We start from the raw sequence: 26,865 nt of genomic DNA on the forward strand, positions 1-26,865 counted from the left end.
GCAGCACGACGCCCCTGAACGGCCGTCTGGACGCGGCTCTCCGGCAGGCGTGCGAAGTCGTCGTTGAGGCCGATCGCAATGGCACGATAGATGCTTATCAGAGTGATCGAGCTAAAAAAGCTAACGGGGGCTTCCATGCAAAATCACTTCATCAGGACGAACGTTGCGCTCGCGGCCATTGCGGCGGCTTGCGCACTGGCCGCGTGCGGCGGGACCGATGTTACGGCGCCGAAGCCGGGCGGTAACAACATCGGCACGAGTACGAGTGGCACTGGCGGGAGCAGTGGTACGAGTGGGACTAGTGGCACGAGTGGAACCAGCGGAACGAGTGGGACCAGTGGCACGAGTGGAACCAGCGGAACGAGTGGGACCAGTGGCACGAGCGGAACCAGTGGCACGAGCGGAACCAGCGGCACGAGCGGAACCAGCGGCACAAGTGGAACCAGCGGCACAAGTGGAACCAGCGGTACGAGCGGAACCAGCGGTACGAGCGGAACCAGCGGTACGAGCGGAACCAGCGGTACGAGCGGAACCAGCGGTACGAGCGGAACCAGCGGTACGAGTGGAACCAGCGGTACGAGCGGAACCAGCGGTACGAGTGGAACCAGCGGTACGAGTGGAACCAGCGGTACGAGTGGAACCGGCGGCACGAGCGGCACCAGCGGTACCCCCGGCACCAACGGCATCATCAGCTCCGTCGGCGCGGTCGTCACGGGCGTTGGCGCCACGATCAGCGCGGCGAGGCCGCCGGGCGTGGACGCGGGCGTGGCGATCGGCGCCGGCGACACGGTCTCCGGCGTGGGCACGCTCATCCGCGACACGTCGAACGCCGTGAGCAACGGCATCGGCCAGACCGGCTTCACCGCGAACCCCGTCGGGACCACGGTCGCCGGGCTCGGCGAAACGGTGAAGGCGCTCGGCACCGGCCCGCTGTCGCCGTTGGCGCCGCTCACGACGCCGGTCGGCGGGCTGCTCGACACTGTGGCCGGCGGAATCAAGACCGGCGGCACGATGCTCGGCTCGGCCCTTTCGTCGGGCCCGGTCCAGCAGACGACGCAGGCGATCAGCACGGCGATCACGCCGCTCGTCACGACCGTCGGCCAGGTCACGCAGCAGGTCGGCACGGCGACCGGCCTCGGGCAGCCCGTCGCGGGCCTGCTCGGCCAGATCGGCGGCGCGATCACGTCGGCGGGATGGAAGGTGACGTCCACGTCGCCGCAGCCGGTGGTCGGCGGCGTCGGCGAACTCGTTCGCGCGGTCGGCAACACGGTGACCAACGTGGGCGGCCTCGTGAACCCGAACGGCGCGAACGGCGCGGTGCCGGTCGCGGGCCTGGTGACGAGCGTGGTCGGCGGCATGCCGGCGGCCGTCCACAACGGTCCGGCAACCGGTACGGGCGGCGGCTCGCCATTGGGCGGCCTCTCCAATCCGCTCGCGCCCGTTACCGGGCTGGTGGGCGGCTTGCTCGGCGGCCTGGCGGGAAAGTAGCCGCCCCGTCCGGATCGTCACGGCGGTAACCGGCCGAATGAAAATCGGCCGCCGGTTACCGCCGATCCTGCCGGTCGGATAGTCTCCTGCGGGGAAACCGGCAGGCCGGCGCCGCCCGCTGCATCAATCGCGACCCACGTCGTGCTGCGATGGCGGCCGCGCCAAACCGCGTGCGGGCAGCGGCGTCGACATCACGATCGACGTGCGCGTTTCGCCGTACAGATTGATGCGTCCGATCAGTTGTTCGAGATGGGTCATGCTGACGGCGACGAGTCGCATGACGTACGAGTCCGCGCCCGTCACGTGATGGCATTCGACGACTTCGGGAATCGTCTCCAGCAGCCGGAGGAATTTGGCTTTCGCCGGTTGCGCGACCGTGATGCCGATCAGCGCGCTGACCGGATAGCCGGCCGCGACAGGATTGACCTGCGCCGTGTAGCCGTCGACGACGCCGGCCGCTTCGAGGCGCTTCACGCGCTCCGTCACCGCCGGCACCGACAGGTGCACGTGGCGCGCCAGCTCCGTGTAGCTGATGCGGCCGTTGTCCTGCAACAGCGCCAGTACCTTCCAGTCCAGATCGTCCATCGCGGCGGATTTTTTAAGGTCGAGTGACCATTTTTCCTTAAAAACCGCATTCAGCGAGGACGGGATTTTCCCTACGATGCCTGTTCCACCCGTTGCAGGTTGCAAGGAGCAGGCGATGCTGTTCATCAAGTCCGTCGTGATGGGGCTGTCGATCGCGGTGCCGGTCGGCCCGATCGGCATGCTGTGCATTCAGCGCAGCCTGAGCCGCGGGTTTCGCGCGGGATTCGCGACGGGCATCGGCGCCGCATGCGCCGATGCGATCTACGGCCTGCTCGGCGCGCTCGGCATCGCGGGTGTCGTCACCGCGTTCCCGATGCTCACCGTCGGCCTGAAAATCGGCGGCGGCGCGTTCCTCGTGTGGCTTGCATGGACCATCGTGCGACAGGCGCCGGCCGACTCCCGTGCGCCGCGCGACGTGCCGCGTACGAGCGTGTTGCGGGATTTCCTGACCACGTTCGGCCTGACGCTGTCGAATCCGATGACGATCCTGTCGTTCGTCGGGATTTTCGCGGCGCTCGGCCCGCTGTCGGGCGCGGGTGAAGGGGCGATGGGGCTGGCCGTCGCGCTGATGGTCGCCGGCGTGTTCACCGGTTCCGCGACGTGGTGGCTGTGCCTGAGCGGTGCGACCGCCGCACTGCGCACGAAGATGCCGTTCGCGTTCATCCACGGGCTGTCGCGCGTGTCGGCCGCAGTGATCGCGGTATTCGGCGTGATTCAGGTGATCGCGGGCGTGCGCGGTGTGATCCAGGTCTAGATGTCGGTCGATGCACGGCGCATATCGCATGGCGACCGGATCGCATCGACCGTCCCGCCGCCCACCCGCCATCACGGTAACGCGTTGCCGTCCGCCGGCTTCGCGACGATCATCCCAGCTCGAACGACGTCACGCCGAACACGCGATCGATCGCAATCGCCGGCGCGTCTTTCGTGTACATCCGCGCGGTTTCGAAGACGCTCGTCATTCCGTGCCGTTCTGCCAGTGCGACAGCAGCGGGGTTGGTTTCCGGCACGTCGAGCACGATCGTTTCGCCCGGCATGCGCGCCGCGAGCGCGCGAAACAGCCCGGTGGCAACATCTGCGTCGTCGGCGAACAGCGGGCCGATCTTGCAGCCTGCGCGGCAGCGGCGCACGACCCCGTAACCGGCGATCCGGTCGCCGTCGATCGTCGCGAGCGCCACCGCATCCGGTTGCCCGATCCACGCGGCAAGGAAGCGATCGCGCGCCGCGGGAAAGCACGGGCGATCGTATGCGAGCAACTGCGCGAACGGCACGTCGGCTGCTGCCACCACGTGCGCGCACCCGATGCCGTCCACTCGCCCCTGATAGCGGATGTTGCGGTAGGCCAGCCTGAAGCCGGATTTCCGGTAGTTCGCCTGCTGGGCGACGACGCCGTCGAGCCCGACGTTGCGACCGGCGAGGTAACGCATGCCGTGCTGCCAGACTCGCATGCCGAAGCCCCGGCCGCGAAATCCGGGTTTCACGATATAGAGACCGATGAAGCCGAAGCATGCGTCGTAGGCGACCGCGGCAAGGCACGCGACCGGCTCGCCGCGCAGCACGCCGACGAAAAATCCGGCCGGGTCCGCTTCCCGGAAACACGACGGATCGTGCAGGCCGGGGTTCCAGCCTTCCGCGGCCGCCCATTCGACCGACATCGCGACCTCGTCGGCCGACATGGTGCGCACGATGAAGTCTTCGTCCTGATCCATGGTTCACCTCGGTCGCTGTGCTCGGGATTGCGCGTGACGTGACGGCCTGTGCATCGGGGCGCGCGGGCGTTCGGCAAGATCGCCGTCCGCGCACCCGCTACGGGTGGAAGGTTTCGCCGCGGGTCAGCATGGCGATGAATTCCGCGATCTTGCGCGCCCTGGTTTCCGGCTTCCTGGCGTTCTGTATCCGGTACAGGATCGCATAGCGGTTACGGCTGTTCAGCGTCGCGAAAAACTTCGCGGCTTTCGGATGAGCGTCCAGCGCCGCCTGCAGGTCGTCCGGCACGGTCGAGTTGCTGGCCGACGTATAAGCCGCCTGCCAGCGGCCGTCCTTCCTGGCCTTCTCGATTTCGCTCATGCCGGCCGGCCGCATCCTGCCCGCGGCGATCAGCGCTTCGGCGCGGTCGGTGTTCAGTTTGGACCAGCTGCTTTTTGCGGAGCGCGGGGTGAAGCGCTGGAGCCAGCAGATGTCGTCCCCGGCCCGCTTTTGGCCGTCGATCCAGCCGTGGCAGAGGGCGCTTTCCAGCGCCTGTTCGTACGTGACGGTGCGCAGATCGGCACCTTTTTTCGCGAGACGCAGCCAGACACCCGTTGAAGCGCCGCCGTTTTGACCGAGCCAGCTTTCCCATTCGGTCTGACTGGCAAAGGTTAGAGCGGATTCGGTCATGTCGCCGTCCTGAAGGGTTGCGTGCATGTGCGGGGATAGCGTCCGCAGTCTAACAGTGTCGATACGGGCGGCGAAGTCCGTGATGCGTCCGAAGGCCGGCCGCCCGGGGCATCGCGGGTCCGTCGGCGGGGCTGGACCGGAATCGCCTGTGTCAAGCATCCGGCGACGACGGAAGACCTGGCCGCACACGGCACCAAAGGCCCCGCCATCGACGCATCAGAACGTGTAGCTCACCTTACCGAACGCCGTGCGCCCCAGCGTGTTGTACCCGTACGCGGTCATGTACTGCCGGTCGAACAGATTCGACACGGTCGCCGATACCGTCAGGTGCGAATTGATCCGGTACGACGCACGCAGCCCCACCGTCAGATACGAAGGCAGATAGGTCGAGTTCGCCGGATCGTCGAACGTCGTGCCGCCATACAGCAGCGATGCGCCCGTGCTCAACGCATGCAGGTGCAGCTCGTCCCACGTGTGGTCGATGTTGATGCTGACCGTCTGGCGCGGCCGCCGGTTGAGCCACGAGTCGTTCGTCTCGTCCTGCGGATTCAGGAGCCCGACCGCGACGCTCACGGGCGTCGAGCGGCCGATCGTCCCCTTGTACGACAGGTCGATCCCGCGAATATGCGCGCGGCCGATGTTCATCGGCGAGAACGTCGCCGGGTTGTACGCGATCAGGTTCGTGACGCGCGTGTCGTAGATCGCAGCCGTGAACGTGCCGTACGACGTGTTCGCATCGACCGCGGCCTCGACCGACGTGTTGCGCTCCGGGCTGAGATTCGGATTGCCGTAGCCGGGGTAGTACAGGTCGTTGAACGTCGGCAGCTTGAACGCGTTGCCGTACGACACGCGCGCCGTGTACACCGGCGTGATCGCCCACGACAGCGCCGCGTTGCCCGTATTCACCGACTGCCCGGCGATGATTTCATGACGTCCCGCGACGAACATCGTCACGTTGCCGAGCGTCGCCGACTGATGCAGCGAGAACGCGGAATCGTTGCGCGTCGGCACGCCGTTCGGGATGTCGACCGGCAGGAACGCCTGCTCACGCGTGAAGTCGTACGCGAGCTTGGTTTCGCCCGACAGCGGCAGCCCGAACAGATGGAACCCGCGCTCCTGATGCGTCAGCGACGTCGACGTGCTGATGCGCTGCGAATCGATCTGGTCGGTCGGGATGGTCGGGGCGCTCGCGTAGAGGAACCCGCGATCGTTCGCATAGCCGAAGGACTGGTCGAACTGCGTGTCCGGCGTGATGTCGAGATGGAATGCGATCCCGGTCGTCAGCTGATGATCGAGCTGGCGGTTCGCGGAGCCGCTGTTGTCGTACGACAGATCGGACCGGTGATACAGCGCGAACGTCGAGATCGACCAGTTGTCGCGCGCGTAGCCGAGGCGTGCATCGAGGTCCTGCGCGTGATACGGGTTGCGGCCGGCTTCGTGCCCGTATGCGAAGGGCCGCGTCGCGTCGATGCCGGCCGTGTTGTACGTGTGCAGGCCGAGCGAGTAGGTGAGCCCGCCGAGCGCGGCGAGCGGCCCGGTCGACGGCACGGTGCCCGACGTGCGCAGCTGCGTGTCGAACGTCTTGTTCGACCCGCCGCCGAACGACACGGTGGTCTGGTTCGGCTGGTTGGCGGCGCGCCGCGTGAAGAGCTGCACGACGCCGCCCATCGCATTGGCGCCGAACGACGCGGCGGCCGGCCCCGAAATCACTTCCACCCGCTCGAACGCTTCGGTCGGCAGGTCCGACCACGGCGCGATGCCGGTGGTCGGCGAACCGATCCGGATGCCGTCGATGAACACCGCGACCTGGCTTGCCGACGAGCCGCGAATGCTGACCGATGCGTTCGAGCCGGGGCCGCCGTTCTGCGAGACGGTCACGCCCGGCAGCGTCGCGAGCGCCTGCGTGATGCTCGGGTCGCTCGGCGCCAGCCGGTCGAGGTCGGTACGCGTGAGCACGTGGGTCGTCGCATAGCGCTGGTCGAACGACTCGGGCAGCCGCCGCGTGTCGGTCACGTTGACGGTCGGCAGGTCGGCATTGTTGGCGGCCGGGGCCGGCTGCGAAACCGCGGTGTCGCCGGCGGCGTGCGCGAGCGGCGACAGGAGTGCGGTCGCGGCGGACGTGGCAAGGAGGTGTCGAATCTTCATGAGGCTGTCGTCGTGGTCGGGCTGCGCATGCGCCGATCGAAAGCGGGCAGCGGGCAGCACCGGTTTTGTTATCGGTGAGCGGGCTATCGCGCGACCGGCCGGTGCCGGCCGCCGTCGCGGGCGTTGCGGGTGCAGGGGCGGCGCACGCCGGCGGGCGCGAGCGAAAGGGAACGGCGCGCGCGAGCGGGCGGGCCGTGCATGCCGGCAGCGTGCCGGCGCGGCGCTTCCGGTGCGAAAGCGAATGCGGTAACGGTGGACATCGGGCGGATCCGGAGGTCGGGCCGTCCATGCAACGGGCAACCGCGCATGGCGGTGCCTGGCGCATCGGGACACCCCGCCCGGTGCGGCTGCTTGGACCTCGGGTCGATGGCAGGTCTCCTGGCTCGCGGGTCGTGATTCGCGCCGGCCTTCCCGGTTTCCCAGTGGCATGCAGTGGCACGGATTCGCCGCTCACAGTTGCGGGGGCAGCCGCAGATTCGAGGCCCGGCCTCGCCTGCGTTCCCTTTTGATCCCATCGCTGGGAACCATCAGCGCGCAAGGGTAATGGTGTGCGCGCCGGCGCGTCAATTGTCCGGCGGCGCGGGGATGCGAAAAAACGTCATTGCCGAGCCAAAACGGTCGAAATCCTTTGCGTCATGCGTCGCCGTCGCGCGTCATGTCTGACGAAACGGGGCCGCTCGCCGCCTGGCGATCGCGCCTGAACCGGCTCGGCGCGACACCCGTCCACCGGACGAAGGCGCGGCGGAACGCTTCCTCGCCGCCGAAGCCGAGTTGCGCGGCGATGCGCGCGACCGGCCAGTCCGACTCGCGCAACCGGCGCTGCGCGGCCTCGGCGAGACACTGCTCGCGCAGCGCGTGATAACCGCTTCCTTCGGCCGCGAGGCGCCGCCGCAACGTCGCTTCGCTGGTGCCGAGCCACGCGGCGAGTGCGGCGAGCGCCGGCAACGCCTGTTCGTGCGCGAGCGCCGCATCGAGAAAACCGCGTACCTGCTGCGTCCACGACACGACCGCCGGCGCCGCATCGATCAGGCGAAACGGAAAATCGACGAGAAACGCGTCGAGTTCGGCCGGCTGCCGGATCACGCGGCATGCGAGCCGGGCCGCGTCGAACGCGAAGCCGTAGGTTGTGCGGCCGACCTCGACCGGGGCGTTGAACAGCCCGAGCAGCGGCATCGCGTCGTCGCGGCGCGGATGGCCGAGCCACACGTCGGCCGGCCGCAGCGGCTGCCCGATCAGCCAGCCGAACAACTGCAGATAGCAGAACAGGCCCGTCAGGTCGACGAGGCACGCGGCCGGGCTGCGCGTGCGGCGCAGCGAATCCATCCGGAACGTCGCGCGGCCGTCGCGAACGGCGAGCGACAGCGCACCGGCGCGCGGCGTCAGCATCTCGCAGAAGTCGCGCGCACAGCGGATCGCGTCGGCAAGCGTCGCGCAACTCAGCAGGCAGCCGCACATCAGGTCGACTTCGCGCTTGCGCATCGGCGGATGGCCGTCGCCGCGCGCGACCTGCGCCTCCAGCCGTTCGATCGCATCGCGGTACAGCGCGACGAAATCGCCAGGCGTCGCCGTCGGTGGCGACGGCGGCGCATCGCGGTCGGCCGGCGGCGCGCCGCCGCGCGAGAGTTCGCTCAGCAGCCGCGCGCCGAGGCCCGGCAGGATGCGACCGCGGGCCGGCATGGCGCGCTGTTTCATGAGTTTCCCGTTCTGAGCGTCGTGACAGGGGCGGGTGAGCGGGCCGGTAGGGGCTCGCAAACCGTCGCCACGCAAGAATGCTATCCACGCCGGCCGCCCGCGGCCTCGCCGGAACGGCGTAGGCCGGCCCCGCATCCCAGTCACGAACGACCCCGGACGACACGCGAATGATCCAGATCGTAGACGAAATCACGCTCGCGCCCGAGCGCATTCCCGACGTGCTTGCACTGCTGCGCGACCGATATCTGCCGGGCCATGCGGCGCGCGGGCTGACGGCGGCTGGCCGCTGGGTATCGCCGCCCGTCGCGGTGCCGGGGCAGCCGAGCACGCTGTGGCTGACCTGGCACGTGGCCGATGCGCCGGCCTACTACCGGATGCGCGCGCTGACGGATGCCGGCGTGGCCGGCTTCTGGATGGCCGTCGACGCGCTGTGCGACGTGCGCCGCCGCCATGTGATGACGGACGCCGACGCGCCGCTGCACGCACTGACGGAGGTCGACGATGCGGCATGACACGGCGCGGGTATTCGTGTCGGCGGAGGGCAACGCCGACGCGATCGAACGGGCATTGCGCGACGCCGCTCACGCGCTGGCCGGCGCGCGGCGCGTGGCGCTGGCGCGCAATCTCGACGGCAGCTGGGGCGCGGGCGACTACACGCTCGACGTGCTGCGCGACGAATCGGCGGCCGAAGGCGCACCGGATTTCGCCGCGCTGGCGCAGCTGCCGGGCATCGAGCGCATCGACGGCGCCAGCTGCCGCGCGATCGGCGGCGGCCTGCGCGAACCGGTGCTGCGCGACGGCGTATGGCGCACGCTGATGCTGCGCGTGCGCCCGCACGCCCACGCCGATCAGGTCGACGCGCTCGAACGCGAACTGCTGCGCATGCCCGCGTTCATGCCCGGTATCCGCAACTGGCGTCTGAGCCGGATCGTCACACCCGGCGCGTGGACGCACGTGTGGCAGCAGGAATTCGCGCACGTCGGCGACCTGCTCGGCGAATACCTGCTGCATCCATATCACTGGGGCTGGGTCGACCGCCGGTTCGATGCCGAAAGCCCCGACTGGACGGTCGATGCGATCTCGCATGCGTTCTGTCCGCTCGCGTCGAGCCTGCTGGCCGATACCGATATGGCCGCGTGACGCGCGGCACCCGTCGAGCCGACGACAACCCTGAACTGGAGACACGAAGATGCGAGCCCTGTTGATCGACCGCGTGGGTCATTCCGACGTTCTACGGATGGCCGACGTGCCGGCACCGAAGCTGGGCGCGGGCAACGTGCTGATCCGCGTGGCCTGTGCGGGCGTCAATCCCGCCGACTGGAAATGCCGCGAAGGCTACCTCGGCGCGTTCATGCAGTACACGTTTCCGTTCGTGATCGGCTTCGACGCGGCGGGCGTGGTCGAAGCGGTCGGCGACGGCGTCGACGGTTTCGCGCCCGGCATGCGCGTGTTCGCGCAGACCGACGTCGGCGCGGGGCGCTGGGGCGCGTATGCGGAATACGTGGCGGTGCGCCACGACTCGGTCGTGCGGCTGCCCGACGCGGTGAGTTTCGCGGAAGCGGCCGCGACGCCGACGCCCGCACTGGCCGCATGGGCCGGCCTGTTCGACGACGGCGGGCTGCGGGCGGGCCAGACCGTGCTGGTCCACGGCGGCGCGGGCGCGGTCGGCACGTTCGCGATCCAGCTCGCGGCGCAGGCCGGCGCGCGCGTCGCGGCGACGTGTTCGGCGCGCAACCGCGAGACGGTCGAATCGCTGGGCGCGACCGCGAGCATCGACTATCGCGCGCAGGACATCGCCGCGGCGCTGCGCGCGTGGGCGCCCGGCGGCGTCGATCTCGTGCTCGACTCGGTCGGCGGCGACACGCTGCCCGATGCGCTCGACCTGCTGGCGCCGGGCGGCACGCTCGCGACCATCATGACGCTCGCGCCCGGCGATGCGCAGCGGCTTGCCGCAACCGCCGCCGACGCCGCACGGCGCGGCCTGCGCACCGCGATGACCTATAGCCGGATGCCGAGCGGCGCGACGCTCGCCCGGATCGCCGCGCAACTCGGCACGCGTGCGCTGCGCGTGCCGCGTTTCGACCGTTTCCCGCTCGAACAGGCGGCCCGCGCACTCGATCTCGTTCAAACGGGCGAGGCGAAAACGAAGCTCGTGCTTCATGTTGCGGATATCGACGGCTGAGCGATCCGCACGCACTTCACAGGAGACCACGATGACCGATATCCGAACCGGCGTACTGACCGGCAAGTGCGCGCTCGTGACGGGCGCGAGCCGCGGCATCGGCCGCGCGATCGCGCAGCGCCTCGCATCGGAAGGCGCGACCGTCGTCGTGACGGCGCGCAGCCTCGCGCAATCGGCCACGACCGCCGGCACGCTCGCCGAAACGGTGGCGCTGATCGAGCAGGCCGGCGGCCGTGCGATCGCGCTGGCGGCCGACCTGTCGAACGCGGCCGAGCGCGATGCGCTCGTCGGGCGCGCGGCGCATGCGGCCGGCGGCCTCGACATCCTCGTCAACAACGCGGGCGTGGCCGACTACGCGTGCGTCGACACGATGCCGATGACGATGTTCGACACGACGATCGAACACTATCTGCGCATCCCGTTCGCGCTGGCACAGGCCGCGATTCCGCTGATGCGCGCGCGCGGCGCCGGCTGGATCGTGAACGTCGGCTCGGTGACGGCGCTGCCGCCGCTACGGCCGTTCGACGCGTTCTCCCGCATGGGCGGCGCGACCGTCTATGCGGCGGCGAAGGCGGCGCTGTCGCGCTTCACGCAGGGGCTCGCGGCCGAACTCGAAGCCGACGGCATTGCGGTGAACCTCGTTGCGCCGAGTACGGCGATCCGCACGCCGGGCGCCGCGCGCTACATCCCCGAAGGCTATCCGACCGAGGACGTCGCGTATCTCGCCGAAACCGCGCTCGCGCTGTGCAGCCTGCCGGCGCGCGAACGCACGGGCCTCGTCACGCACAGCCTGCATTTCCCGCTCGCGCAGCAGCTCGCGGTGCGATCGCTCGACGGCCGCGCCGCGTTGCCGCCGCCGGTGATTCCCGCCTATGCGCATCCCCGCATCGACCCCACAGGACTCTGACTGACATGATGAATTCGATTCGCTTCGACGGCGGCACCGCCGTGATCACCGGCGCGGCCAGCGGCATCGGCAGCGGGCTCGCGCGCCACGCGGCCGCGCTCGGCATGCGCGTCGTGCTGGCCGACCTCGATCCGGCGAAGCTCGACGCATTCGCCGCGACGCTCGACACCGACGTCCTGTGCGTGCCGACCGACGTCAGCCGGCCCGACGCCGTCGACGCGCTGGCGGAGGCCGCGTGGCAGCGTTTCGGTGGCGTCGACCTGCTGTTCAACAACGCGGGCGTGATGGCGACCGGTTTCAGTTGGGAAATCACGCCAGAACGCTTCGAGCGCAGCTTCGCGATCAACGTGCACGGCGTGATGAACGGGATCCGCAGCTTCGTGCCGCGGATGCTCGAACGCAACGTGGCGGCGCGTATCGTCAATACCGCGTCGGTCGGCGGGTTCCTGCCGAGCCCGCTGATGTCGCCCTATTCGGCGACGAAATTCGCGGTGGTCGCGCTGACGGAGTCGCTGTACGGCGAACTGAAGATGCTCGGCGCGCCGGTGGGCGTGTCGTTGCTCGCGCCGGGCCCCGTGCTGTCGGGCATTTTCAACGACCCGTTCGGCGCGGTGCACGACCGGCCCGAGGTGCGCAGCTTCGTCGACACGATGCGCTCGATGCTGAACGCGCACGGGCTCACGCCCGACGCATTCGCCGAGCGGGTGTTCGACGGCATCCGCGAAGGGCGCTACTGGCTGATTCCGCAACCGGAGACGATCGACGGCGCGCTGCAGCGGCGCACCGACGACATCCTCGCCGCCCGCGATCCGTCGCTGCCGTCGTTCTGAAGCGAGCGGGCCGGGCGCGGCTGCCGCGCCCGGCATGTGCCGTCACATATGCGTGCCGGCATGCGTGCGGCCGCCCGGGTCGCCGCCGCGATCGGGCGGCGTATTGTTCTGATCGATCTTCGCGAGCACGAAGCCGGCGGGCGGCAACGCGCCGGGCGAGCGGTGCGTCGCATGCGCGACGGCGTCGTATGGCGATGCGGCGGGAAAACCGGATGACGTCACGCCCGGTTGAGCGAACGCCGAAACAAAAACGGCCGCCAGGGCGGCGGCGACGATCGCATGCGTTTTCATGGTGGCTCCTTCACGACTGACTGACTGCGGGACAACGTAATCAGTCTAGGGCGCGAAACTTAACGCGCCGTGAAGGTGGGGAGCGGCGCGGATGAAGGAATGTTCATGCGCGCCGCGCCGTTCATGCAGGCGCCGACACCAGTGCGCAGAAGTTCTCGAGATCGACGTTGCCGCCGCTGATCACCACGCCGACGCGCTTGCCCTTCAGCGCATCCTTCATCCGTCGCACGGCGGCGAACGACAGGCAGCCGGTCGGCTCGACCACGATCTTCATGCGCGTCGCGAAGAAGCGCATGCAGTCGACGAGTTCGGCGTCCGTCGCGGTCAGGATGTCGTCGACGTCGCGGCGGATGATCGGGAACGTCAGGTTGCCGAGGTGCTGCGTCTGCGCGCCGTCGGCGATCGTGCGCGGCGTGTCGATATGGACGATCGAACCGGACCGGAACGACTGCTGGCCGTCGTTGCCGGCTTCCGGCTCGACGCCGTACAGCGTCGCGTGCGGCGACAGCGCGCGCGTGGCGAGCGCGGTGCCCGACAGCAGGCCGCCGCCGCCGAGCGGCGTGAACACCGCGTCGAGCGGGCCGACTTCGTCGAACAGTTCCTTGGCCGCCGTCCCCTGGCCGGCGATTACGTCCGGGTGGTCGTAGGGCGGGATCAGCGTGAGCCCGTGCCGCGCCGCGAGGTCGCGCCCGATCTGCTCGCGATCCTCGGTGTAGCGGTCGTAGGTCACGACGTTGCCGCCGTAACCGCGCGTCGCGGCCATCTTCGCGGCCGGCGCGTCCTGCGGCATCACGATCGTCGCGGGAATCCCGAGCATGCGTGCCGACAGCGCGATCGCCTGCGCGTGATTGCCGGACGAGAACGCGACGACGCCGTTGCGGCGCTGCTCCGCGTCGAAGCGCGACAGCGCGTTGAACGCGCCGCGAAACTTGAACGCGCCCATGCGTTGCAGGTTTTCGCATTTGAAGAACACCTGCGCGCCGAGCGCTTCGTCGATCGTCCGCGACGTCATCACCGGCGTGCGGTGTGCATGGCCTTCGAGCCGGGCCGCAGCCGCGGCGACGTCGTCGTACGTGGGGAGAGTCGGAGAGTTCATGGGTTGCCCGGTGGTCGTTGGAATCGGTCGTTGAAGTCGTTTGGCGGGAAGGCAGCGCGGTTACGCGCGTGCGTCATTTCGCATCGTTGTAGACGGTCGCGCGCGAGACGCCGAGATGCTGCGACACGATCTCCATCGCGCGGCGCACCTCGAGAAAGCCGTCGGCCTTCAGCGCGTGCATCAGCTCGCGGCGCTGGTCGGTCTTCAGTTCGCGCGGCGTCGTCGCGAGGCGCATCGCGAATGCGTCGATGCGTTGCCGGATCGCGTCCGCGCCGGCCGGGTCGAGCGTCTCGGCGACGGCTTCGCCGTCCGTGCTGCAGAACTGGTTCAGCATGCCCTGGAAGCCGCGGAACAGCGTGACGTCCGCGTTCAGGCACAGCGCGGCCACATAGCGGCCGGTCGAGTCCTTGATGCCGATCGACGTGCTTTTCGCGGTACGGCCGTCGGCGAAGCGGTTCGGGTAGTTCGCGAGCACCGGCGGGAAATCGTCGTCCTCGATGCGCGCGAGGCCGAGTTCGGTCGCGGGGTCGCCGATCGCGCGCCCCGACAGGTTGTTGTGGATCGCGAGGATCGCGTGCTTCGGCGTGCGCAGGTCGTGCACCACGACCTCGGTGAACGGCGCGAACATCGCGCCGAGCCCTTCGGCAATCCGCTGCACCTGTTCGATCAGCGATGCCTGCTCGGACAGCGCTTTTTTCCGGGTGGTGGTCATAGTGGTTTCGCGTTCGGGTGTCGGATCGACGCAGGGCGTCGGGATTGGGGCAACCGGCGTGCTATTCGCCGTCAGCGGCTTCCGGCCGCGTGATGTCGGCGAGCAGCGGCCGCGCGATCCGCACGTAGTCGGCCGTGTCGAGCACGACGGAGCGGTCGAGACGGCCCGCGTTGAAGGCGATCTCGGCGTTGCGTTCGACGAGTGCCGGATCGACGACGAGCGTCACGTTGGAGTCGAACACGAACGGCGGCACGGCGCCCATCACGCAGCGCGTGACGGCGGCCGCGAGGTCGGGCGGGGCGAGCGTCGCCTTGCGGCGGCCGACGGCGTCGGCCACCTTGCGGAAATCGATCTTCAGGTGGCCGGGAAGCACCGCGAGCGCGGTGGCGTCGCCGCCGTCCTTGAAGGTGCAGAGCATCGCCTTCGCGCCCTGTTCGGGGCGCGTGCCGCGCAGCGCGGCGATCGCGTCGGATTTCCCTTCGGCCGGATGCTCCAGCACGCGAAAGCGCGCGCCGGACGTGTTCAGCAGATCGCACAGCGTGTCGAAAACGGGGTAGTCGCTCATGTCGCTCCGGGCAGGTAGCCGGGGAAATCGGGACACGCCGGGGAGGGCGCTTCGGCGCGTCGATCGATGGAATGTCCAAGTATAGACGTTTTGTCATGGCCCCGCAAAGACAGGGGCGGGGAGCGACGGTCATCACGGGTCAGTCGACGTCGCCGCGCAGGTCGTCGACAATGGCGGTCGGCTCAATCCGCGGCCCGGGCGACGCTTGCTCGAAACCGGTTGGAAGAGGGATCGACGAGGAATACACGAACGATGTTGACCACCATGCAGGAAAAGTGCCGAGAAGATTCATTTCCGGGGCAGCGATATTCAGGCGACAGAAAAACGAAGAAACGTCACTTTTACATCCGGGCGATGCTGACGGTCGTGCTGGCATGGGTTGCCAATTGCACATTTGCCGCGAGCGATGTGAGCGACGTGGACCAGCAAGCCGCGTTGCGCACCCTGATGGGCAACGATCCCGCGCCTGCGGATAGCATCAAGGGTGTCGCGCTGTCGCCATGGGCGAACGGGCCGGCGGCTTCAGGGCCGCTGTGGGTCGTGGCCGCATTGGTCCAGCGCTCGACCGATGACGTCGACGCGGCGTTGTGGACGGGTGTCCTGACTCGCGACGGGCAACGGTTCCACCTGGTCGCGAGCGATCGAAGCGAGCGCGTCGATACGTCACCGATGTTGTGGAACGCGTTCCTGACCATGGACGTGATCCCCTACCGAATCAGCGCGCAGGAAACCGCGTTTGGCGTGCGTTTCTACAATAACTACACGTCGACCTCGCATAGCGATACGAACGAGATACTGAGCCTGTATCGCTATGCCGACGCTCGCGTGACGCCCGTCTTCACGGCGGTTACCGACTGGTCCACCTACGACAAGGACGCGGCGGCGGAGTGCGTTACCGGGAAGACCGGGAAAGGCAAGGGTCAGGGCGACGCGGAGCAGGACGCGTGTGATGCGGAAAACACGCAGCAGGTTCATTACGTGCTGTCGTTCAGCGCTCACATGACCAACGGGCATTACGACCTCGTCGTGCGTCAGAAGGGCAACGCCGCGTCGGGCAAGGCCGCGCGGTTTACCTGGAACGGGAACACGTATCAGCCGCGTCGATTCGCCGGCGACTGGCACTGAAAGTCGGCTGCACATTTGCAGCTAGCGGCTCTGGTTCTTCATTAGCGAGATCCCTCACAAACCATGCAGACGGAAATCGAAGCGCCGGGCCCCGTCGGCCCGCTGAAAGGCACGCTCCTGTCCGCGGACACCGGCGACGCCCCGGTGGTGCTGATCGTGCCGGGTTCGGGCCCGACCGATAGAAACGGCAACGCGCCGACCTGGCTTCAGGCGTCGACCTACCGCATGCTCGCGGAAGAATTGCTCGATAAAGGCATCGCGTCGGTTCGAATCGACAAGCGCGGCATGTACGGCAGCGCGTCGGCGGTACCGGATGCAAACGACGTCACGATCGACGACTACGCGGCCGACATCCAGTCGTGGGTAGCGGCCATCCGGGCGCGGACCGGCGCTTCCGGCGTCTGGGTGTTGGGGCACAGCGAGGGCGGCTTGGTGGCGTTGCTGGCGGCGCGGCAATCGGCCGACATCGCCGGCCTGATCCTGGTAGCGACGGCGGGGCGCCCGTTAGGCGCCGTATTGCGGCAACAACTGCAATCGAACCCGGCCAATGCCCCGGTGCTGGAAAATGCATTGTCGATTCTCGAATCGCTGGAAGCCGGGCAGCGGGTCGAAGCGACTCGCATCGATCCGGCGCTCATGCCGTTGTTCAGGCCGCAAGTCCAGCGCTTCCTGATGAGCGAACTGACCATCGATCCGGCGTCGCTGCTCGCCGGTTATACGAAGCCCGTGCTGATCGTGCAGGGAACGCGCGATATCCAGGTTGCCGTACAGGACGCGGAACGGTTGCAGCGAGCCAATCCGCAGGCTGAAATGGCGCTGATTGCCGACGCCAGTCATGCACTCAAGACGGTTCGCACGGCGGATCTGCAAGACAATCTCGCCACTTACTCGAACCCGGATCTGCCGCTGGCGGATGGCGTCGTAGACGCAATTACGGCGTTCTTGCGCGCATCGACAGTGAGTCGGCGCTAGTCCGGCGGAAGGCGGTTCGTCTGCCGATAACGGATCACAAGCTACCGATCCGAAGCCATTCGATGGCGGGATGCTCGCCGGGAACGGTTTCCGGTACGACTGTATGCACCAGCCTCATTCCTCGGGCCGAATTGGCGAACCAGACGACCGCATCCCGAGTCGTCCGATTGGCGAGAACGAGCGCCCGGAATCCCGGGTTGTTTCCCCAGTGAAAGAAGCAGCCCTGGAAGGGTTCGAGCCCCCAACCCAATCCCCAGGCAACGTTCGGATCAGGCGGGTTCCGGCCGACTAGATCCTCGGCGTCGTCGCCTTGCCGCGTATGGATGCGCGGCACGAACCATTGATCGTAGGTCGTGGCTGCCAACCCTCGGCGAGCCAGTACGTGCTGAACAAAGCTGATGTAGTCGGATGCCGTCGTCAGAAGCGACCACGAGGCCTGCGCCGTTTGAACGCGATGCTTGGGTACCGGCTGGCCTTCCCATTCATGGCCCTGCGCATGGTTGACCGCGAAACGCTCCTGCCACTCCAGGCTCGAATGACGCATGCCCAACGGTTCGAATACGCGCTCTCGCGCCAACATTTCCAGCGGGCGGGCACTGACGGCCTCCATCGCACGCTGAAGCCACGCAAACGCGCTGCTGCCGTAGCTGAACCGCTCGCCGGGGACGAAATATGTGCGAAGCGGCGCTTTGTCGCTGACGATATTCGGAAGGCCGCTCGTGTGTGTCAGCACATGAAAGGGCGTTATCCGCAGGGCATTCGGGTCGCCCGGTACGTACGCTCCACACATGTCGAACAGGGGTTTGTGCAGGTCCAGCAGCCCTTCTTCGACAAGCTGGAGTGCGATGTACGCGACCAGCGGTTTGGTGAGGGACGCAGCCTCGAAGACGGTTGCCGCATCGACACCGGCGCGGTCGTGCGCACCGCGAACGCCGACGTAATGTTCGGCGCTTCTCGTTCCCGCGCGAAGCGTGGCAAGCGATACGCCGGGAATCTTGCCGCTGGCCGTCGTTTCCGCCAGAAATCGGTTGAGGTCGGTCATCGGTTCACGCGTCGGCAGGATTTTTGCCGGATTGTACCGGTTGCGATGCCGGCGGAGCCTGCCGGCGTCGTTCGTCTCGGGTCGGCCATCAAGAGACGTTCGTTTTCGACTAGCAAGGACGCATGAGCGACGCTTCCGCCTGCGACAGCGGTCATTCGCATCAAGCGGATGACCGCTTGCACATACCTCGGCGCAAGCAGCGCGCGAGTCTCGCGGATTAGTTCCACTTCTTTCAGAAGCAGCGCGCAGATCACAATGCGCGGGGATGAGGAGGTCGAAAGGAGACTCCGATCAAGATGGCCTAGATTCATCGTCCCAGCTTTTTGACCACAAAGCTCGCAAAGCTAAATCGATCTCAGCCATATTCTCGCCTGACCGCAGTTCACACTAGACGCTACGCAACTATAGGCCGAGCCTCCATGGCGAAAGCACCCCGTGAGTGATGCATCTTTAAAAGGGAAATTCCTTTACTCGTGCAAATATCGGTGAGCCTCGCCTGATCGTCAGGCGAAATATGTGATCCGAGATATACTGATTTGGGCAATGGCATTTTCCAAGACTGCGCCTTGTCGAGTACGCCATTTGTAAAAATCAGGCGCCACTCTTTCTCGTATCTCCAATCTACCGATTTAATAAGTCCAGCAAGATTCAAATATAAATTATTAAATCCAGCCTTCCCAACTTGCAATATATTTTGCGTTGCATCGAACGGATTCTCACTATAAATTACCGGATACATGAATCTGGAAACATAATCATCGGGGCGCACTGATTTTATGTCATACTCAATGCAAAACCCCTTGTGATAATTCGCATAGTGCGCCCACATCAATGTCGAGTCGACACGCTCCGAAAACGAGCAGACTTTGAATCCGTCTTTCATTCGATTGGCGCCATCTGTGCCCATTTTCTCAAACATGGCCGATGTTGCTCCAAGTAGAGCCGTTTTCATTGCGGCGGCTTTTCCCGGGGCTTCGTCGCGCAAAAGAATGTCGATCATTGCAGAATTTGGGTCTTCTGCAAGCGAGATGGAATTTTCGATCTCTTCGAGTTTGTCCTGTGGAAGGCGATCACGCAATTCCTGCGGCATCAGTTTCAAAAAATTATTTGATAACTTGTCGTAGTCGATGAAATGGTGACAATCATACGGATCGTTGAATGTCGCGGGGTCTGCAAGCCAAACAGTGTCGTCGAGAAGATTTTTTATCGAATACTCATTCGCCTCGCGATATTTGAATAATCTATTTGGAGTGTTTTGATATTTAAGCAAAAAAGCGGCTTCCAGTTTCTGCGAAGATGTATCCAGCGGGAAGAGTTTGGCAACAAAGTCATCAATCCAATTCATACAGGCAGCCCCCGACCGATAAATAATTAGTAATTTCGATGCGAATATCTTTGAATCATGATTGGGCGCGTTTCAGCTGCGCCACTTCTATCTACCCAATTGCCCTAGACCTCACGGCAGGCGTGCTGAAAATGTTACCACGCTCTTGCGTAGCCCCGAGGCCTTAAGCCGCAGACCGACATTAATGCGCGGACGACCGTTGTACCTTGGAAGCCGCCGCTCTAGGTATGTTGAATCGACGGTCCATTGTGGGTCGGCAGTGGTCTGATGTTGATTTTGGCAAGTTCGCGTGACGGGAGGAAATCCGGAGAAGCTCGCGCAACAATGTCGAACGACTGCTCCTGGAGGCCGGCAACGCTTGCCCCCGGTCGATCGACACCCACCACGGAACTCCGCAAAGCGGAAAGGTACAAGCCGGCGACACGCAAAAAGCGTTCCACCGGGCCGGGCCGCAACGCAACGCCGCAATCGATCCAGACAAAGACGACCGCACCGCGCGGTCGCCCAAGCTCACCCCCGCACAGCCTTCACCACATACTGACTCGTCGGCACCACGTCGATCTTGTCGAAGTCGATGAAGCGCCCGCAGCTGTCCATCATCTCGGCCACGTTCCGTTGGAATTTCTCTTCATCGCCCACCGCATCGAAAAACGCATGCGGATCGGTCATCGCCGCGGCGGGGAAGCACTCTTCGACGATCGCGTCGTAACCGGGCGCCGCATGCGTGAGCGCGCGCACGACGACGTTCTGCACGTACTGGAAATTGTCCTGCGTATCGATCGCGACGCGCGTGTGATGCCCATGCCACACGTCGAGCCACGCTTCGTGCGTCAGCCGCGGCGGCCGCTTCAGAAATGCGAGCTGCGAAAACCCGGTCGTGCGCTCGCCCGGCCGCGCCGGAAAGCGCGTATTCGGAATCGGCTGCGATTCGGTGACGAGATACGCCGCCATGTGCGGGACCACGGCGCGCACCGCATCGTCGAACGGCTGGCGGAACATCGCGTTCGCGCTGTCGAGCCACACGGCGACGATCCCGTCGATGCCCGGGTGCGTGCTGGTCTGCTTCAGGCCGGCGGCCGGCGCGACATCCGCGTCCGCGACGTTCACCTGTACGCCGTGCGCGCCGAGCGACAGCAACCTGTCGCCGAGTTGCGCACGCACCGTGCGGCTCCACTGATCGGGCGCGGCGTGCGTATCGCGCCACAACACGTAAATGACTTTCTCCATTGCTCAGGCTCCGGGGGGAATGACGGGATCGGCGGCGTGGCCGCCGGGGTTCAGGAAGCGGTTTCCGGCGATCCGGCCGCCGGGTGCGCGTTGGGCGCGAACCGGTTCGCGGTCAGCGTGAACGACGGCGGGATCGGCGACGTGACGGTTTCGAACAAGCGTTCGTGACGCGTCGCGTGAATGCGCCACACGCCGTCGCGTTTCACGTACTGATCGTCGTAGAACGCGCTGCCGTGCAGCAGGTAGTTATCCTCAAGATTGATCGCGTGATCCTCGAGAAACCACACACCGCACGCATGCTCGGCGGACACCAGCGTGAGCTCGGGATGGTGGCCGTGATGCATCGTCAGGAACGTCGGCTTTCCGATCAGCGCGCGCAGGTTCGATACGAACGCATCGCGGCTGTCGTACGCATAGCGGCCGCCGTACAGCCGCACCTCGCAGTCTTCGGTCAGGCAGTCCGCGAGCAGCGCCCAGTCGTGCGTGTCGACCGCGCGGAAATACCGGTACTTCAACTGTCGGATCTGCTCGTACTCGTGGAGCGTGCGGGTCGTGTCGTCCATCGCCGGGTCTCGTGGTGGTGTCGTTCGATAGTAGGAACGAAGCCGCCCGCATCACATCGTCTGTTCAGACGAACGCCGTCGTCGCGCGCATGCCGCGCTGCCGGGACGAATCGCCGACTTCATCCGAACGGGTGATGGCTGCCGCAGCGCGCGGCGGTAACGTGGCATCGACGCGGCGTTCGAAGCGCGCCGGCACCGAATCAGGAGACAGCATGACCCTCATCGAATCGCTGGAAGCGCGCGTGCGCCGGCTCGAGGACGCCGACGCGATCCGCCGGCTGAAAGCGCGCTATTTCACGTGCTGCGATCGCAAGGATCCGCAAGGGATGCGCGACTGTTTCGCGCCCGGCCGCGTGCACATCGACTACGGCCGCATCGGCACGTTCGACAACCCCGACGCGCTCGTCGACGTATTCGTGCAACTCGGCTGCCATGCGCACATCGTCGAGATGCATCACGGCGTGAATCCGGAGATCACCGTACTCGACGACGCGCATGCACGCGGCACGTGGGGCCTGCACTACCAGATGATCGACACGAACGCGCGCACGCTCACGCAGCTCGGCGCGTACTACGACGACGAATACCGCAAGGTCGACGGCGAATGGAAGATCGCGGGCACGCGCTGCGTCGTCACGTCGACGCTGTCGGCCCGCTACGAAGGCGATGCGCGCGGCGTGCTGTTCGCCGGCGCGCAGCCGCCGGCCGCCTGACGCACGCGAACGCTATCCACGCGGCACACAGCACATTCCAACAGGAGACATCGAACATGACACAGAACCACGATGCGCCGGTCGCCGTCGTGACGGGCGCATCGCGCGGCGCGGGCAAGGGCATCGCGCGCGCGCTCGGCGCGGCCGGCATGACCGTTTACGTGACGGGCCGTTCGCAGCACGAAGGCGATGCGCCGCTGCCCGGCACGATCCACGAGACCGCACGCGAGATCGACGCGCTCGGCGGCCGCGGGATCGCGGTGGCCTGCGATCACGCCGACGACGCACAGGTGAAGGCGCTGTTCGAGCGTGTCGAGCGTGAAAGCGGGCGGCTCGACATTCTCGTCAACAACGCGACCTACCTGCACGATCAACTGATCCTGCCGGGCCCGTTCTGGGAGAAGTCGCTCGACCTCGTCAACATCCTCGACGTCGGGCTGCGGTCGGCCTATGTCGCGAGCTGGCACGCTGCGCCGCTGATGGCGAAGCGGCGCAGCGGGCTGATCGCGTTCACGTCGTCGTTCGGTGCGAGCTGCTACATGCACGGCGCGGCTTACGGTGCGCAGAAGTCCGGCGTCGACAAGTTCGCGAAGGACATGGCCGTCGACCTGAAACCGTTCGACGTCGCGGCCGTGTCGATCTGGATGGGCCCGCTGCGCACCGAGCGCACGACGCGCGTGTGGGAAGAACATCCGGATCTGTACAAGGAGTTCTCGCTCGTCGCGGAAAGCCCCGAGTTCACGGGGCGCGTGATTCACGCGATCCACGGCGATCCGCAGCGCATGACGCTGTCCGGGCAGGTACTCGTCGGCGCGGAAGCCGCGCTGCGATACGGCATCGCCGATCTCGACGGCAAGCAGCCGCCGTCATATCGCGAGCTGCTCGGCGGGCCCGTGCAGGCGCATCCGGCGATCGTCGCTTAAGGAGCGCACATGGGCATCCTGACAGGCAAGGTCGCGCTCGTGACGGGCGCGGGGCAGGGCGTTGGCCAGGGCATCGCGCACGCACTCGCGGCGGAGGGCGCGCACGTCGCGGTGGTCGGCCGTACCCGCGACAAGCTGCTCGCGACCTGCGAAGCAATCCGTGCGCGCGGCGGCGTGGCCGAGCCGTTCGTGTGCGACGTGATGGACGCCGCGCAGATCGTGCAGTGCGTCGGCAATGTCGTCGCGCGATTCGGCAGCGTGCAGATCCTGATCAACAACGCGCAGGTCGTGCCGCTCGGCCGCCTGCTCGACGTGACCGATGCGGATTTCCTCGCGGGGCTCGAATCGGGGCCGATCGCGACGCTGCGGATGATGCGCGCGTGCCATCCGCATCTGAAGGGCGACGGCGTGATCGTCAATTTCGCGTCGTCGGCAGCGGTGCGCTGGGATGCGTCCGGCTACGGCGCATACGCGGCGACCAAGGAGGCGATTCGTGCGCTGACGCGCGCGGCGGCCTGCGAATGGGGCGCGGACGGCATCCGCGTGAACGCGGTTGCGCCGCATGCGTTGTCGCCGGGCCTGAAAGGCTGGGTCGATGCGAATCCGCAGGAAGCCGCCGCGTTTTTCCGCACGATTCCGCTTGGGCGCGTCGGCGACTGCGAGCAGGACATCGGGCGCGCGATCGTGTTTCTCGCGAGCCGCGACGCCGCGTACCTGACGGGCGCGACGCTGCCGCTCGACGGCGGGCAGGCTTACTGGGGCTGAAAGCGGGACTGACGGCGCAAGCCGCCGGCATGCGGCGCCCGCCGCGTGCCGATCATGATCCGGCACGCGTGCGCACGCCGGTGCGCGGCAGCCGGCAAACCGGATTCGAGGAGAGAACGACATGGGTCGACTGGAAGGCAAGGTGGCGATCGTCACGGGCGGTGCGCGTGGCATGGGGGCGGCGACGTGCCGGCTGTTCGCTGCGGAGGGCGCGCGCGTGGTGATCGGCGACGTGCTCGACGAGCCAGGCGAAGCGCTTGCGCGCGAACTCGGCGACGCGGCGCGCTTCATGCGGCTCGACGTCGCGGACGAAGCGAACTGGATACGCGTGACCGAAGCGACGATCGAGCAGTTCGGCCGTATCGACGTGCTGGTCAACAATGCGGCCGTGCTGACGTTCGGCGGCATCACCGAACTGTCGAAGCGCGATTTCGAGCGGGCGGTGTCGATCAATCTCGTCGGCACGTTCGTCGGTATCCGGACGATCGCGCCGCACATGATCGCGCGGAAGAGCGGGTCGATCGTCAACATTTCGTCGGTGGACGGGCTGCGCGGCGTGAACGCGCTGGCCGCGTACGTGTCGAGCAAATGGGGCGTGCGCGGGCTGACGAAGGTCGCGGCGCTCGAACTCGGCCATCAAGGCGTGCGGGTGAATTCGATTCATCCGGGCGGCGTGAACACCGCGATGTCGAACCCGACCGGCGCGCCGCTCGACGAAATCAACAAGCACTACGCGAACGTGCCGCTGCAACGCGTCGGCCTGCCCGACGAAATCGCGCGCGCGACGCTGTTTCTCGCGAGCGACGAAGCGTCGTACTGCAACGGCGCCGAGCTGGCCGTCGACGGCGGGATGGCGGCGGGCGCGTATTACCCCGGATTGCCCGGCGCGCCGTTTTGAGCGGTGGCGCGTGTCATGCGTTTGCGTCCGATGTTTGTGGACGCAACCTAATTCGGGGTTTCCCTCAGTAGCGAAAACGCGAATTCGCTCGACCCGGGTTCGCGTGTGCCGCGCGCGGGCGCGCTGCGCCGCCTTTTCCGCTTCCGCGAAACCCTTGCCGGACGGCGGTCCCGGCCGTTTCGTCGCCGAATCGCGCACAACGGTGCTGTAAAAAAGACTCACATGCAACCGGCGTGCCGGCTCGCCGACACGGTTGTTTCTTGTTGCAACGCAACGTTTGCCGAATAACGGCGATGGTATGCTGGCCGGCATGGAGTTGTACGGCAGGTTGCTTGCATGGCGAAACTCGCGTTCGCACCCATTACAGAGACATCACCTTCTCTCGCCCGCATCGCGGCATCGACGCGCGCTCCGCTCGCGCGTCCCGTCCTGCGCGCCGCCGTACCCTGCGCTCCAATCGCATACCCCATCTCGCGGGCCCGCCCCGCAACCCCCATCCCCGCCCAATAATCTGGAGACATTGTCATGTCGCAAAACACCTTGGCCGAAGCGACACACGGCCCGCTGATCGCTCCGCCGGCTTTCGTCAAACATCGCAAGCTGATCGACTGGGTGTCGCGCATCGCGGCGCTCACGGAGCCCGAGCGCATCGTATGGTGTGACGGTTCGCAGGAAGAAAACGATGCGCTGTGCCAGGCGATGGTCGACCAAGGCACGCTCAAGCGCCTGAACCCGGCGAAGCGCCCGAATTCGTATCTCGCGCAATCCGATCCGTCCGACGTCGCGCGCGTGGAGGATCGCACGTTCATCTGCGCGGCCTCGCGCGACGACGTCGGCCCGACCAACAACTGGATCGAACCCGCCGAAATGCGCGAGACGCTCAACGGCCTGTTCCGCGGCTCGATGCGCGGCCGCACGCTGTACGTCGTGCCGTTCTCGATGGGCCCGCTCGGCTCGCCGATCGCGCACGTCGGCGTCGAACTGTCGGACAGCCCGTACGTCGCGGTGAACATGCGGATCATGACGCGCATGGGCCGCGACGTGTACGACGTGCTCGGCGAGGACGGCGATTTCGTGCCGTGCGTGCACAGCGTCGGCCATCCGCTCGAAGCGGGGCAGAAAGACGTGCCGTGGCCGTGCAACCCGGTCAAGTACATCGTGCATTTCCCGGAAACGCGCGAGATCTGGAGCTTCGGCTCGGGCTACGGCGGCAACGCGCTGCTCGGCAAGAAATGCTTCGCGCTGCGTATCGCGTCGACGATGGGGCGCGACCAGGGCTGGCTCGCCGAACACATGCTGATCCTCGGCGTGACGTCGCCGGCCGGCAAGAAGTATCACGTCGCGGCCGCGTTCCCGTCCGCGTGCGGCAAGACCAACTTCGCGATGCTGATTCCGCCGCAGGGCTTCAACGGCTGGAAGGTCACGACGATCGGCGACGACATCGCGTGGCTGAAACCGGGCCGCGACGGCCGGCTGTATGCGATCAACCCGGAAGCCGGCTTCTTCGGCGTCGCACCGGGCACCGGCGTGAAGACCAACCCGAACGCGATTTCGACACTCACCGAAAACGTGATCTTCACGAACGTCGCGCTGACGGAAGACGGCGACGTGTGGTGGGAAGGGCTGACCGACACGCCGCCCGCGAAGCTGACCGACTGGCAGGGCACCCCGTGGACGCCGGAAATCGGCAAGGAAACAGGCCGCAAGGCGGCGCATCCGAATTCGCGCTTCACGGCGCCGGCCGCGCAGTGCCCGTCGATCGACGCCGACTGGGAGAACCCGGCCGGCGTGCCGATCGACGCGTTCATCTTCGGCGGTCGCCGTTCGACGACCGTGCCGCTCGTGACCGAGGCGCGCGACTGGGTCGAAGGCGTGTACATGGCCGCGACGATGGGCTCGGAAACCACCGCCGCGGCGGTGGGCCAGCAGGGCATCGTGCGCCGCGACCCGTTCGCGATGCTGCCGTTCTGCGGCTACAACGTCAGCGATTATTTCGCGCACTGGCTGAAGATCGGCAAGCAGCTCGAAGGCGCGGGCGCGAAACTGCCGAAGATCTACTGCGTGAACTGGTTCCGCAAGGATGCGAACGGCAAGTTCGTGTGGCCGGGCTTCGGCGAGAACATGCGCGTGCTGAAGTGGATGCTCGATCGCCTCGAAGGCACGGGCGGCGGCGGCGAGCATGCGTTCGGCGTGTCGCCCGCGTATGAAGACCTGCACTGGGACGGCCTCGACTTCACGCGCGAGCAGTTCGATGCGGTGACGTCGATGAACGCCGACGAATGGCGCGAGGAGCTGAAGCTGCATGCGGCTCTGTTCGACATGCTGAAGCTGCGTTTGCCGGCTGAAATGACCGACACGATGAAGAAGATCGAGCAGCGCCTGGGCGCCTGACGGTTCGTATCCGCGGCATCGTCGCGACGTCC

The 26,865-nt window shown here is 66.6% G+C and carries 27 protein-coding genes and 1 riboswitch; of the genes, 14 read left to right on the forward strand and 13 right to left on the reverse strand.

The window, feature by feature from the left end; genetic code table 11:
* The first annotated feature begins 135 nt into the window (after positions 1 to 135).
* Positions 136 to 1,488 (forward strand): collagen-like triple helix repeat-containing protein, encoded by a 1,353-nt coding sequence (locus HWX08_RS03690; RefSeq protein ID WP_175806978.1) that lies wholly within the window; start codon positions 136 to 138, stop codon positions 1,486 to 1,488.
* Positions 1,489 to 1,611: 123 nt separating this feature from the next.
* Here the strand turns inward: HWX08_RS03690 and HWX08_RS03695 are convergent, their stop codons facing one another.
* The gene (locus HWX08_RS03695; RefSeq protein ID WP_174919495.1) at positions 1,612 to 2,073 is read right to left on the reverse strand and encodes an Lrp/AsnC family transcriptional regulator; all 462 of its coding nucleotides are present in this window, start codon (positions 2,071 to 2,073) and stop codon (positions 1,612 to 1,614) included.
* Between the two features lie 115 nt (positions 2,074 to 2,188).
* Between HWX08_RS03695 and HWX08_RS03700 the strand changes: the two genes are divergently transcribed.
* On the forward strand, positions 2,189 to 2,827 hold the full coding sequence (locus HWX08_RS03700) for a LysE family translocator (RefSeq protein WP_174919364.1): 639 nt from the start codon (positions 2,189 to 2,191) through the stop codon (positions 2,825 to 2,827).
* 109 nt (positions 2,828 to 2,936) lie between these two features.
* On the opposite strand, the gene HWX08_RS03705 is transcribed toward HWX08_RS03700, so the two are convergent.
* The 4 genes from HWX08_RS03705 to HWX08_RS03720 all read right to left on the reverse strand — a co-directional run bounded on the left by HWX08_RS03705 (position 2,937) and on the right by HWX08_RS03720 (position 8,286).
* Positions 2,937 to 3,782 (reverse strand): GNAT family N-acetyltransferase, encoded by an 846-nt coding sequence (locus HWX08_RS03705; RefSeq protein ID WP_174919365.1) that lies wholly within the window; start codon positions 3,780 to 3,782, stop codon positions 2,937 to 2,939.
* A gap of 97 nt (positions 3,783 to 3,879) precedes the next feature.
* The gene (locus HWX08_RS03710) at positions 3,880 to 4,449 is read right to left on the reverse strand and encodes a YdeI/OmpD-associated family protein (RefSeq protein WP_069261147.1); all 570 of its coding nucleotides are present in this window, start codon (positions 4,447 to 4,449) and stop codon (positions 3,880 to 3,882) included.
* A gap of 216 nt (positions 4,450 to 4,665) precedes the next feature.
* Positions 4,666 to 6,594, reverse strand: a complete 1,929-nt coding sequence (locus HWX08_RS03715) for a TonB-dependent receptor domain-containing protein (protein ID WP_174919366.1) — start codon at positions 6,592 to 6,594, stop codon at positions 4,666 to 4,668.
* A gap of 351 nt (positions 6,595 to 6,945) precedes the next feature.
* Positions 6,946 to 7,138: riboswitch (cobalamin riboswitch) on the reverse strand.
* Positions 7,139 to 7,227: 89 nt separating this feature from the next.
* Complete coding sequence (locus HWX08_RS03720; protein WP_174919367.1) at positions 7,228 to 8,286, reverse strand: helix-turn-helix transcriptional regulator; 1,059 nt, start codon at positions 8,284 to 8,286, stop codon at positions 7,228 to 7,230.
* Positions 8,287 to 8,453: 167 nt separating this feature from the next.
* Here HWX08_RS03720 and HWX08_RS03725 point away from each other — a divergent pair, with 167 nt between their 5' ends.
* Genes HWX08_RS03725 through HWX08_RS03745 form a run of 5 tightly spaced genes read left to right on the forward strand, consistent with a single transcriptional unit; the run spans position 8,454 to position 12,205 of the window.
* Entirely contained in the window at positions 8,454 to 8,798 is a 345-nt protein-coding gene (locus HWX08_RS03725; RefSeq protein ID WP_069260038.1) for a hypothetical protein, read from the forward strand.
* Positions 8,788 to 9,426 (forward strand): Dabb family protein, encoded by a 639-nt coding sequence (locus HWX08_RS03730; protein WP_174919368.1) that lies wholly within the window; start codon positions 8,788 to 8,790, stop codon positions 9,424 to 9,426. Before HWX08_RS03725 ends, HWX08_RS03730 begins: the two co-directional genes overlap by 11 nt.
* Before the next feature lie 49 nt (positions 9,427 to 9,475).
* Positions 9,476 to 10,468, forward strand: a complete 993-nt coding sequence (locus tag HWX08_RS03735) for an NADP-dependent oxidoreductase (RefSeq protein ID WP_174919369.1) — start codon at positions 9,476 to 9,478, stop codon at positions 10,466 to 10,468.
* Between the two features lie 31 nt (positions 10,469 to 10,499).
* The gene (locus tag HWX08_RS03740) at positions 10,500 to 11,375 is read left to right on the forward strand and encodes an SDR family NAD(P)-dependent oxidoreductase (protein ID WP_174919370.1); all 876 of its coding nucleotides are present in this window, start codon (positions 10,500 to 10,502) and stop codon (positions 11,373 to 11,375) included.
* 5 nt (positions 11,376 to 11,380) lie between these two features.
* Entirely contained in the window at positions 11,381 to 12,205 is an 825-nt protein-coding gene (locus tag HWX08_RS03745; RefSeq protein WP_174919371.1) for an SDR family NAD(P)-dependent oxidoreductase, read from the forward strand.
* A gap of 42 nt (positions 12,206 to 12,247) precedes the next feature.
* On the opposite strand, the gene HWX08_RS03750 is transcribed toward HWX08_RS03745, so the two are convergent.
* The 4 genes from HWX08_RS03750 to HWX08_RS03765 all read right to left on the reverse strand — a co-directional run bounded on the left by HWX08_RS03750 (position 12,248) and on the right by HWX08_RS03765 (position 14,869).
* On the reverse strand, positions 12,248 to 12,496 hold the full coding sequence (locus HWX08_RS03750; protein ID WP_174919372.1) for a hypothetical protein: 249 nt from the start codon (positions 12,494 to 12,496) through the stop codon (positions 12,248 to 12,250).
* Between the two features lie 121 nt (positions 12,497 to 12,617).
* Complete coding sequence (locus HWX08_RS03755) at positions 12,618 to 13,592, reverse strand: threo-3-hydroxy-L-aspartate ammonia-lyase (protein WP_069260032.1); 975 nt, start codon at positions 13,590 to 13,592, stop codon at positions 12,618 to 12,620.
* Positions 13,593 to 13,665: 73 nt separating this feature from the next.
* Positions 13,666 to 14,304 (reverse strand): helix-turn-helix transcriptional regulator, encoded by a 639-nt coding sequence (locus HWX08_RS03760; RefSeq protein ID WP_174919373.1) that lies wholly within the window; start codon positions 14,302 to 14,304, stop codon positions 13,666 to 13,668.
* A gap of 61 nt (positions 14,305 to 14,365) precedes the next feature.
* Entirely contained in the window at positions 14,366 to 14,869 is a 504-nt protein-coding gene (locus HWX08_RS03765) for a YbaK/prolyl-tRNA synthetase associated domain-containing protein (RefSeq protein ID WP_069260030.1), read from the reverse strand.
* 252 nt (positions 14,870 to 15,121) lie between these two features.
* On the opposite strand from HWX08_RS03765, the gene HWX08_RS03770 reads away from it, so the two are divergent.
* Together HWX08_RS03770 and HWX08_RS03775 are read left to right on the forward strand one after the other, a co-directional pair.
* Entirely contained in the window at positions 15,122 to 15,994 is an 873-nt protein-coding gene (locus HWX08_RS03770) for a hypothetical protein (RefSeq protein ID WP_174919374.1), read from the forward strand.
* Between the two features lie 63 nt (positions 15,995 to 16,057).
* Positions 16,058 to 16,966: an alpha/beta hydrolase gene (locus HWX08_RS03775; protein ID WP_174919375.1), complete on the forward strand. Its 909-nt coding sequence runs from the start codon at positions 16,058 to 16,060 to the stop codon at positions 16,964 to 16,966.
* A gap of 34 nt (positions 16,967 to 17,000) precedes the next feature.
* Here HWX08_RS03775 and HWX08_RS03780 read toward each other — a convergent pair whose 3' ends face one another.
* From HWX08_RS03780 to HWX08_RS03795, 4 genes are all read right to left on the reverse strand, one after another.
* Positions 17,001 to 18,008, reverse strand: a complete 1,008-nt coding sequence (locus HWX08_RS03780; RefSeq protein WP_174919376.1) for a serine hydrolase domain-containing protein — start codon at positions 18,006 to 18,008, stop codon at positions 17,001 to 17,003.
* A 394-nt stretch (positions 18,009 to 18,402) separates the two neighbouring features.
* Positions 18,403 to 19,353 (reverse strand): DUF2971 domain-containing protein, encoded by a 951-nt coding sequence (locus HWX08_RS03785; RefSeq protein WP_174919377.1) that lies wholly within the window; start codon positions 19,351 to 19,353, stop codon positions 18,403 to 18,405.
* Between the two features lie 510 nt (positions 19,354 to 19,863).
* Positions 19,864 to 20,580 (reverse strand): EthD domain-containing protein, encoded by a 717-nt coding sequence (locus tag HWX08_RS03790; RefSeq protein ID WP_174919378.1) that lies wholly within the window; start codon positions 20,578 to 20,580, stop codon positions 19,864 to 19,866.
* A 50-nt stretch (positions 20,581 to 20,630) separates the two neighbouring features.
* The gene (locus HWX08_RS03795; RefSeq protein ID WP_174919379.1) at positions 20,631 to 21,143 is read right to left on the reverse strand and encodes a nuclear transport factor 2 family protein; all 513 of its coding nucleotides are present in this window, start codon (positions 21,141 to 21,143) and stop codon (positions 20,631 to 20,633) included.
* 212 nt (positions 21,144 to 21,355) lie between these two features.
* Here HWX08_RS03795 and HWX08_RS03800 point away from each other — a divergent pair, with 212 nt between their 5' ends.
* From HWX08_RS03800 to HWX08_RS03820, 5 genes are all read left to right on the forward strand, one after another.
* On the forward strand, positions 21,356 to 21,856 hold the full coding sequence (locus HWX08_RS03800; RefSeq protein ID WP_174919380.1) for a nuclear transport factor 2 family protein: 501 nt from the start codon (positions 21,356 to 21,358) through the stop codon (positions 21,854 to 21,856).
* A gap of 56 nt (positions 21,857 to 21,912) precedes the next feature.
* Entirely contained in the window at positions 21,913 to 22,779 is an 867-nt protein-coding gene (locus HWX08_RS03805) for an SDR family NAD(P)-dependent oxidoreductase (protein WP_174919381.1), read from the forward strand.
* Between the two features lie 9 nt (positions 22,780 to 22,788).
* Complete coding sequence (locus tag HWX08_RS03810) at positions 22,789 to 23,544, forward strand: SDR family NAD(P)-dependent oxidoreductase (protein WP_069260018.1); 756 nt, start codon at positions 22,789 to 22,791, stop codon at positions 23,542 to 23,544.
* Between the two features lie 121 nt (positions 23,545 to 23,665).
* Entirely contained in the window at positions 23,666 to 24,442 is a 777-nt protein-coding gene (locus HWX08_RS03815) for a glucose 1-dehydrogenase (RefSeq protein WP_174919382.1), read from the forward strand.
* A 525-nt stretch (positions 24,443 to 24,967) separates the two neighbouring features.
* The gene (locus HWX08_RS03820) at positions 24,968 to 26,833 is read left to right on the forward strand and encodes a phosphoenolpyruvate carboxykinase (GTP) (protein WP_174919383.1); all 1,866 of its coding nucleotides are present in this window, start codon (positions 24,968 to 24,970) and stop codon (positions 26,831 to 26,833) included.
* Positions 26,834 to 26,865 lie beyond the last annotated feature (32 nt).

Origin of the sequence: Burkholderia metallica, assembly GCF_902832845.1 — a bacterium.
Lineage (GTDB): Bacteria > Pseudomonadota > Gammaproteobacteria > Burkholderiales > Burkholderiaceae > Burkholderia > Burkholderia metallica.

What these genes read in the sequence shown, in the direction of transcription:
- HWX08_RS03690 (WP_175806978.1), top strand. Translation starts at nt 136, where the DNA reads ATGCAAAATCACTTCATCAGGACGAACGTTGCGCTCGCGGCCATTGCG.
- HWX08_RS03695 (WP_174919495.1), bottom strand. Translation starts at nt 2,073, where the DNA reads ATGGACGATCTGGACTGGAAGGTACTGGCGCTGTTGCAGGACAACGGC.
- HWX08_RS03700 (WP_174919364.1), top strand. Translation starts at nt 2,189, where the DNA reads ATGCTGTTCATCAAGTCCGTCGTGATGGGGCTGTCGATCGCGGTGCCG.
- HWX08_RS03705 (WP_174919365.1), bottom strand. Translation starts at nt 3,782, where the DNA reads ATGGATCAGGACGAAGACTTCATCGTGCGCACCATGTCGGCCGACGAG.
- HWX08_RS03710 (WP_069261147.1), bottom strand. Translation starts at nt 4,449, where the DNA reads ATGACCGAATCCGCTCTAACCTTTGCCAGTCAGACCGAATGGGAAAGC.
- HWX08_RS03715 (WP_174919366.1), bottom strand. Translation starts at nt 6,594, where the DNA reads ATGAAGATTCGACACCTCCTTGCCACGTCCGCCGCGACCGCACTCCTG.
- HWX08_RS03720 (WP_174919367.1), bottom strand. Translation starts at nt 8,286, where the DNA reads ATGAAACAGCGCGCCATGCCGGCCCGCGGTCGCATCCTGCCGGGCCTC.
- HWX08_RS03725 (WP_069260038.1), top strand. Translation starts at nt 8,454, where the DNA reads ATGATCCAGATCGTAGACGAAATCACGCTCGCGCCCGAGCGCATTCCC.
- HWX08_RS03730 (WP_174919368.1), top strand. Translation starts at nt 8,788, where the DNA reads ATGCGGCATGACACGGCGCGGGTATTCGTGTCGGCGGAGGGCAACGCC.
- HWX08_RS03735 (WP_174919369.1), top strand. Translation starts at nt 9,476, where the DNA reads ATGCGAGCCCTGTTGATCGACCGCGTGGGTCATTCCGACGTTCTACGG.
- HWX08_RS03740 (WP_174919370.1), top strand. Translation starts at nt 10,500, where the DNA reads ATGACCGATATCCGAACCGGCGTACTGACCGGCAAGTGCGCGCTCGTG.
- HWX08_RS03745 (WP_174919371.1), top strand. Translation starts at nt 11,381, where the DNA reads ATGATGAATTCGATTCGCTTCGACGGCGGCACCGCCGTGATCACCGGC.
- HWX08_RS03750 (WP_174919372.1), bottom strand. Translation starts at nt 12,496, where the DNA reads ATGAAAACGCATGCGATCGTCGCCGCCGCCCTGGCGGCCGTTTTTGTT.
- HWX08_RS03755 (WP_069260032.1), bottom strand. Translation starts at nt 13,592, where the DNA reads ATGAACTCTCCGACTCTCCCCACGTACGACGACGTCGCCGCGGCTGCG.
- HWX08_RS03760 (WP_174919373.1), bottom strand. Translation starts at nt 14,304, where the DNA reads ATGACCACCACCCGGAAAAAAGCGCTGTCCGAGCAGGCATCGCTGATC.
- HWX08_RS03765 (WP_069260030.1), bottom strand. Translation starts at nt 14,869, where the DNA reads ATGAGCGACTACCCCGTTTTCGACACGCTGTGCGATCTGCTGAACACG.
- HWX08_RS03770 (WP_174919374.1), top strand. Translation starts at nt 15,122, where the DNA reads ATGTTGACCACCATGCAGGAAAAGTGCCGAGAAGATTCATTTCCGGGG.
- HWX08_RS03775 (WP_174919375.1), top strand. Translation starts at nt 16,058, where the DNA reads ATGCAGACGGAAATCGAAGCGCCGGGCCCCGTCGGCCCGCTGAAAGGC.
- HWX08_RS03780 (WP_174919376.1), bottom strand. Translation starts at nt 18,008, where the DNA reads ATGACCGACCTCAACCGATTTCTGGCGGAAACGACGGCCAGCGGCAAG.
- HWX08_RS03785 (WP_174919377.1), bottom strand. Translation starts at nt 19,353, where the DNA reads ATGAATTGGATTGATGACTTTGTTGCCAAACTCTTCCCGCTGGATACA.
- HWX08_RS03790 (WP_174919378.1), bottom strand. Translation starts at nt 20,580, where the DNA reads ATGGAGAAAGTCATTTACGTGTTGTGGCGCGATACGCACGCCGCGCCC.
- HWX08_RS03795 (WP_174919379.1), bottom strand. Translation starts at nt 21,143, where the DNA reads ATGGACGACACGACCCGCACGCTCCACGAGTACGAGCAGATCCGACAG.
- HWX08_RS03800 (WP_174919380.1), top strand. Translation starts at nt 21,356, where the DNA reads ATGACCCTCATCGAATCGCTGGAAGCGCGCGTGCGCCGGCTCGAGGAC.
- HWX08_RS03805 (WP_174919381.1), top strand. Translation starts at nt 21,913, where the DNA reads ATGACACAGAACCACGATGCGCCGGTCGCCGTCGTGACGGGCGCATCG.
- HWX08_RS03810 (WP_069260018.1), top strand. Translation starts at nt 22,789, where the DNA reads ATGGGCATCCTGACAGGCAAGGTCGCGCTCGTGACGGGCGCGGGGCAG.
- HWX08_RS03815 (WP_174919382.1), top strand. Translation starts at nt 23,666, where the DNA reads ATGGGTCGACTGGAAGGCAAGGTGGCGATCGTCACGGGCGGTGCGCGT.
- HWX08_RS03820 (WP_174919383.1), top strand. Translation starts at nt 24,968, where the DNA reads ATGTCGCAAAACACCTTGGCCGAAGCGACACACGGCCCGCTGATCGCT.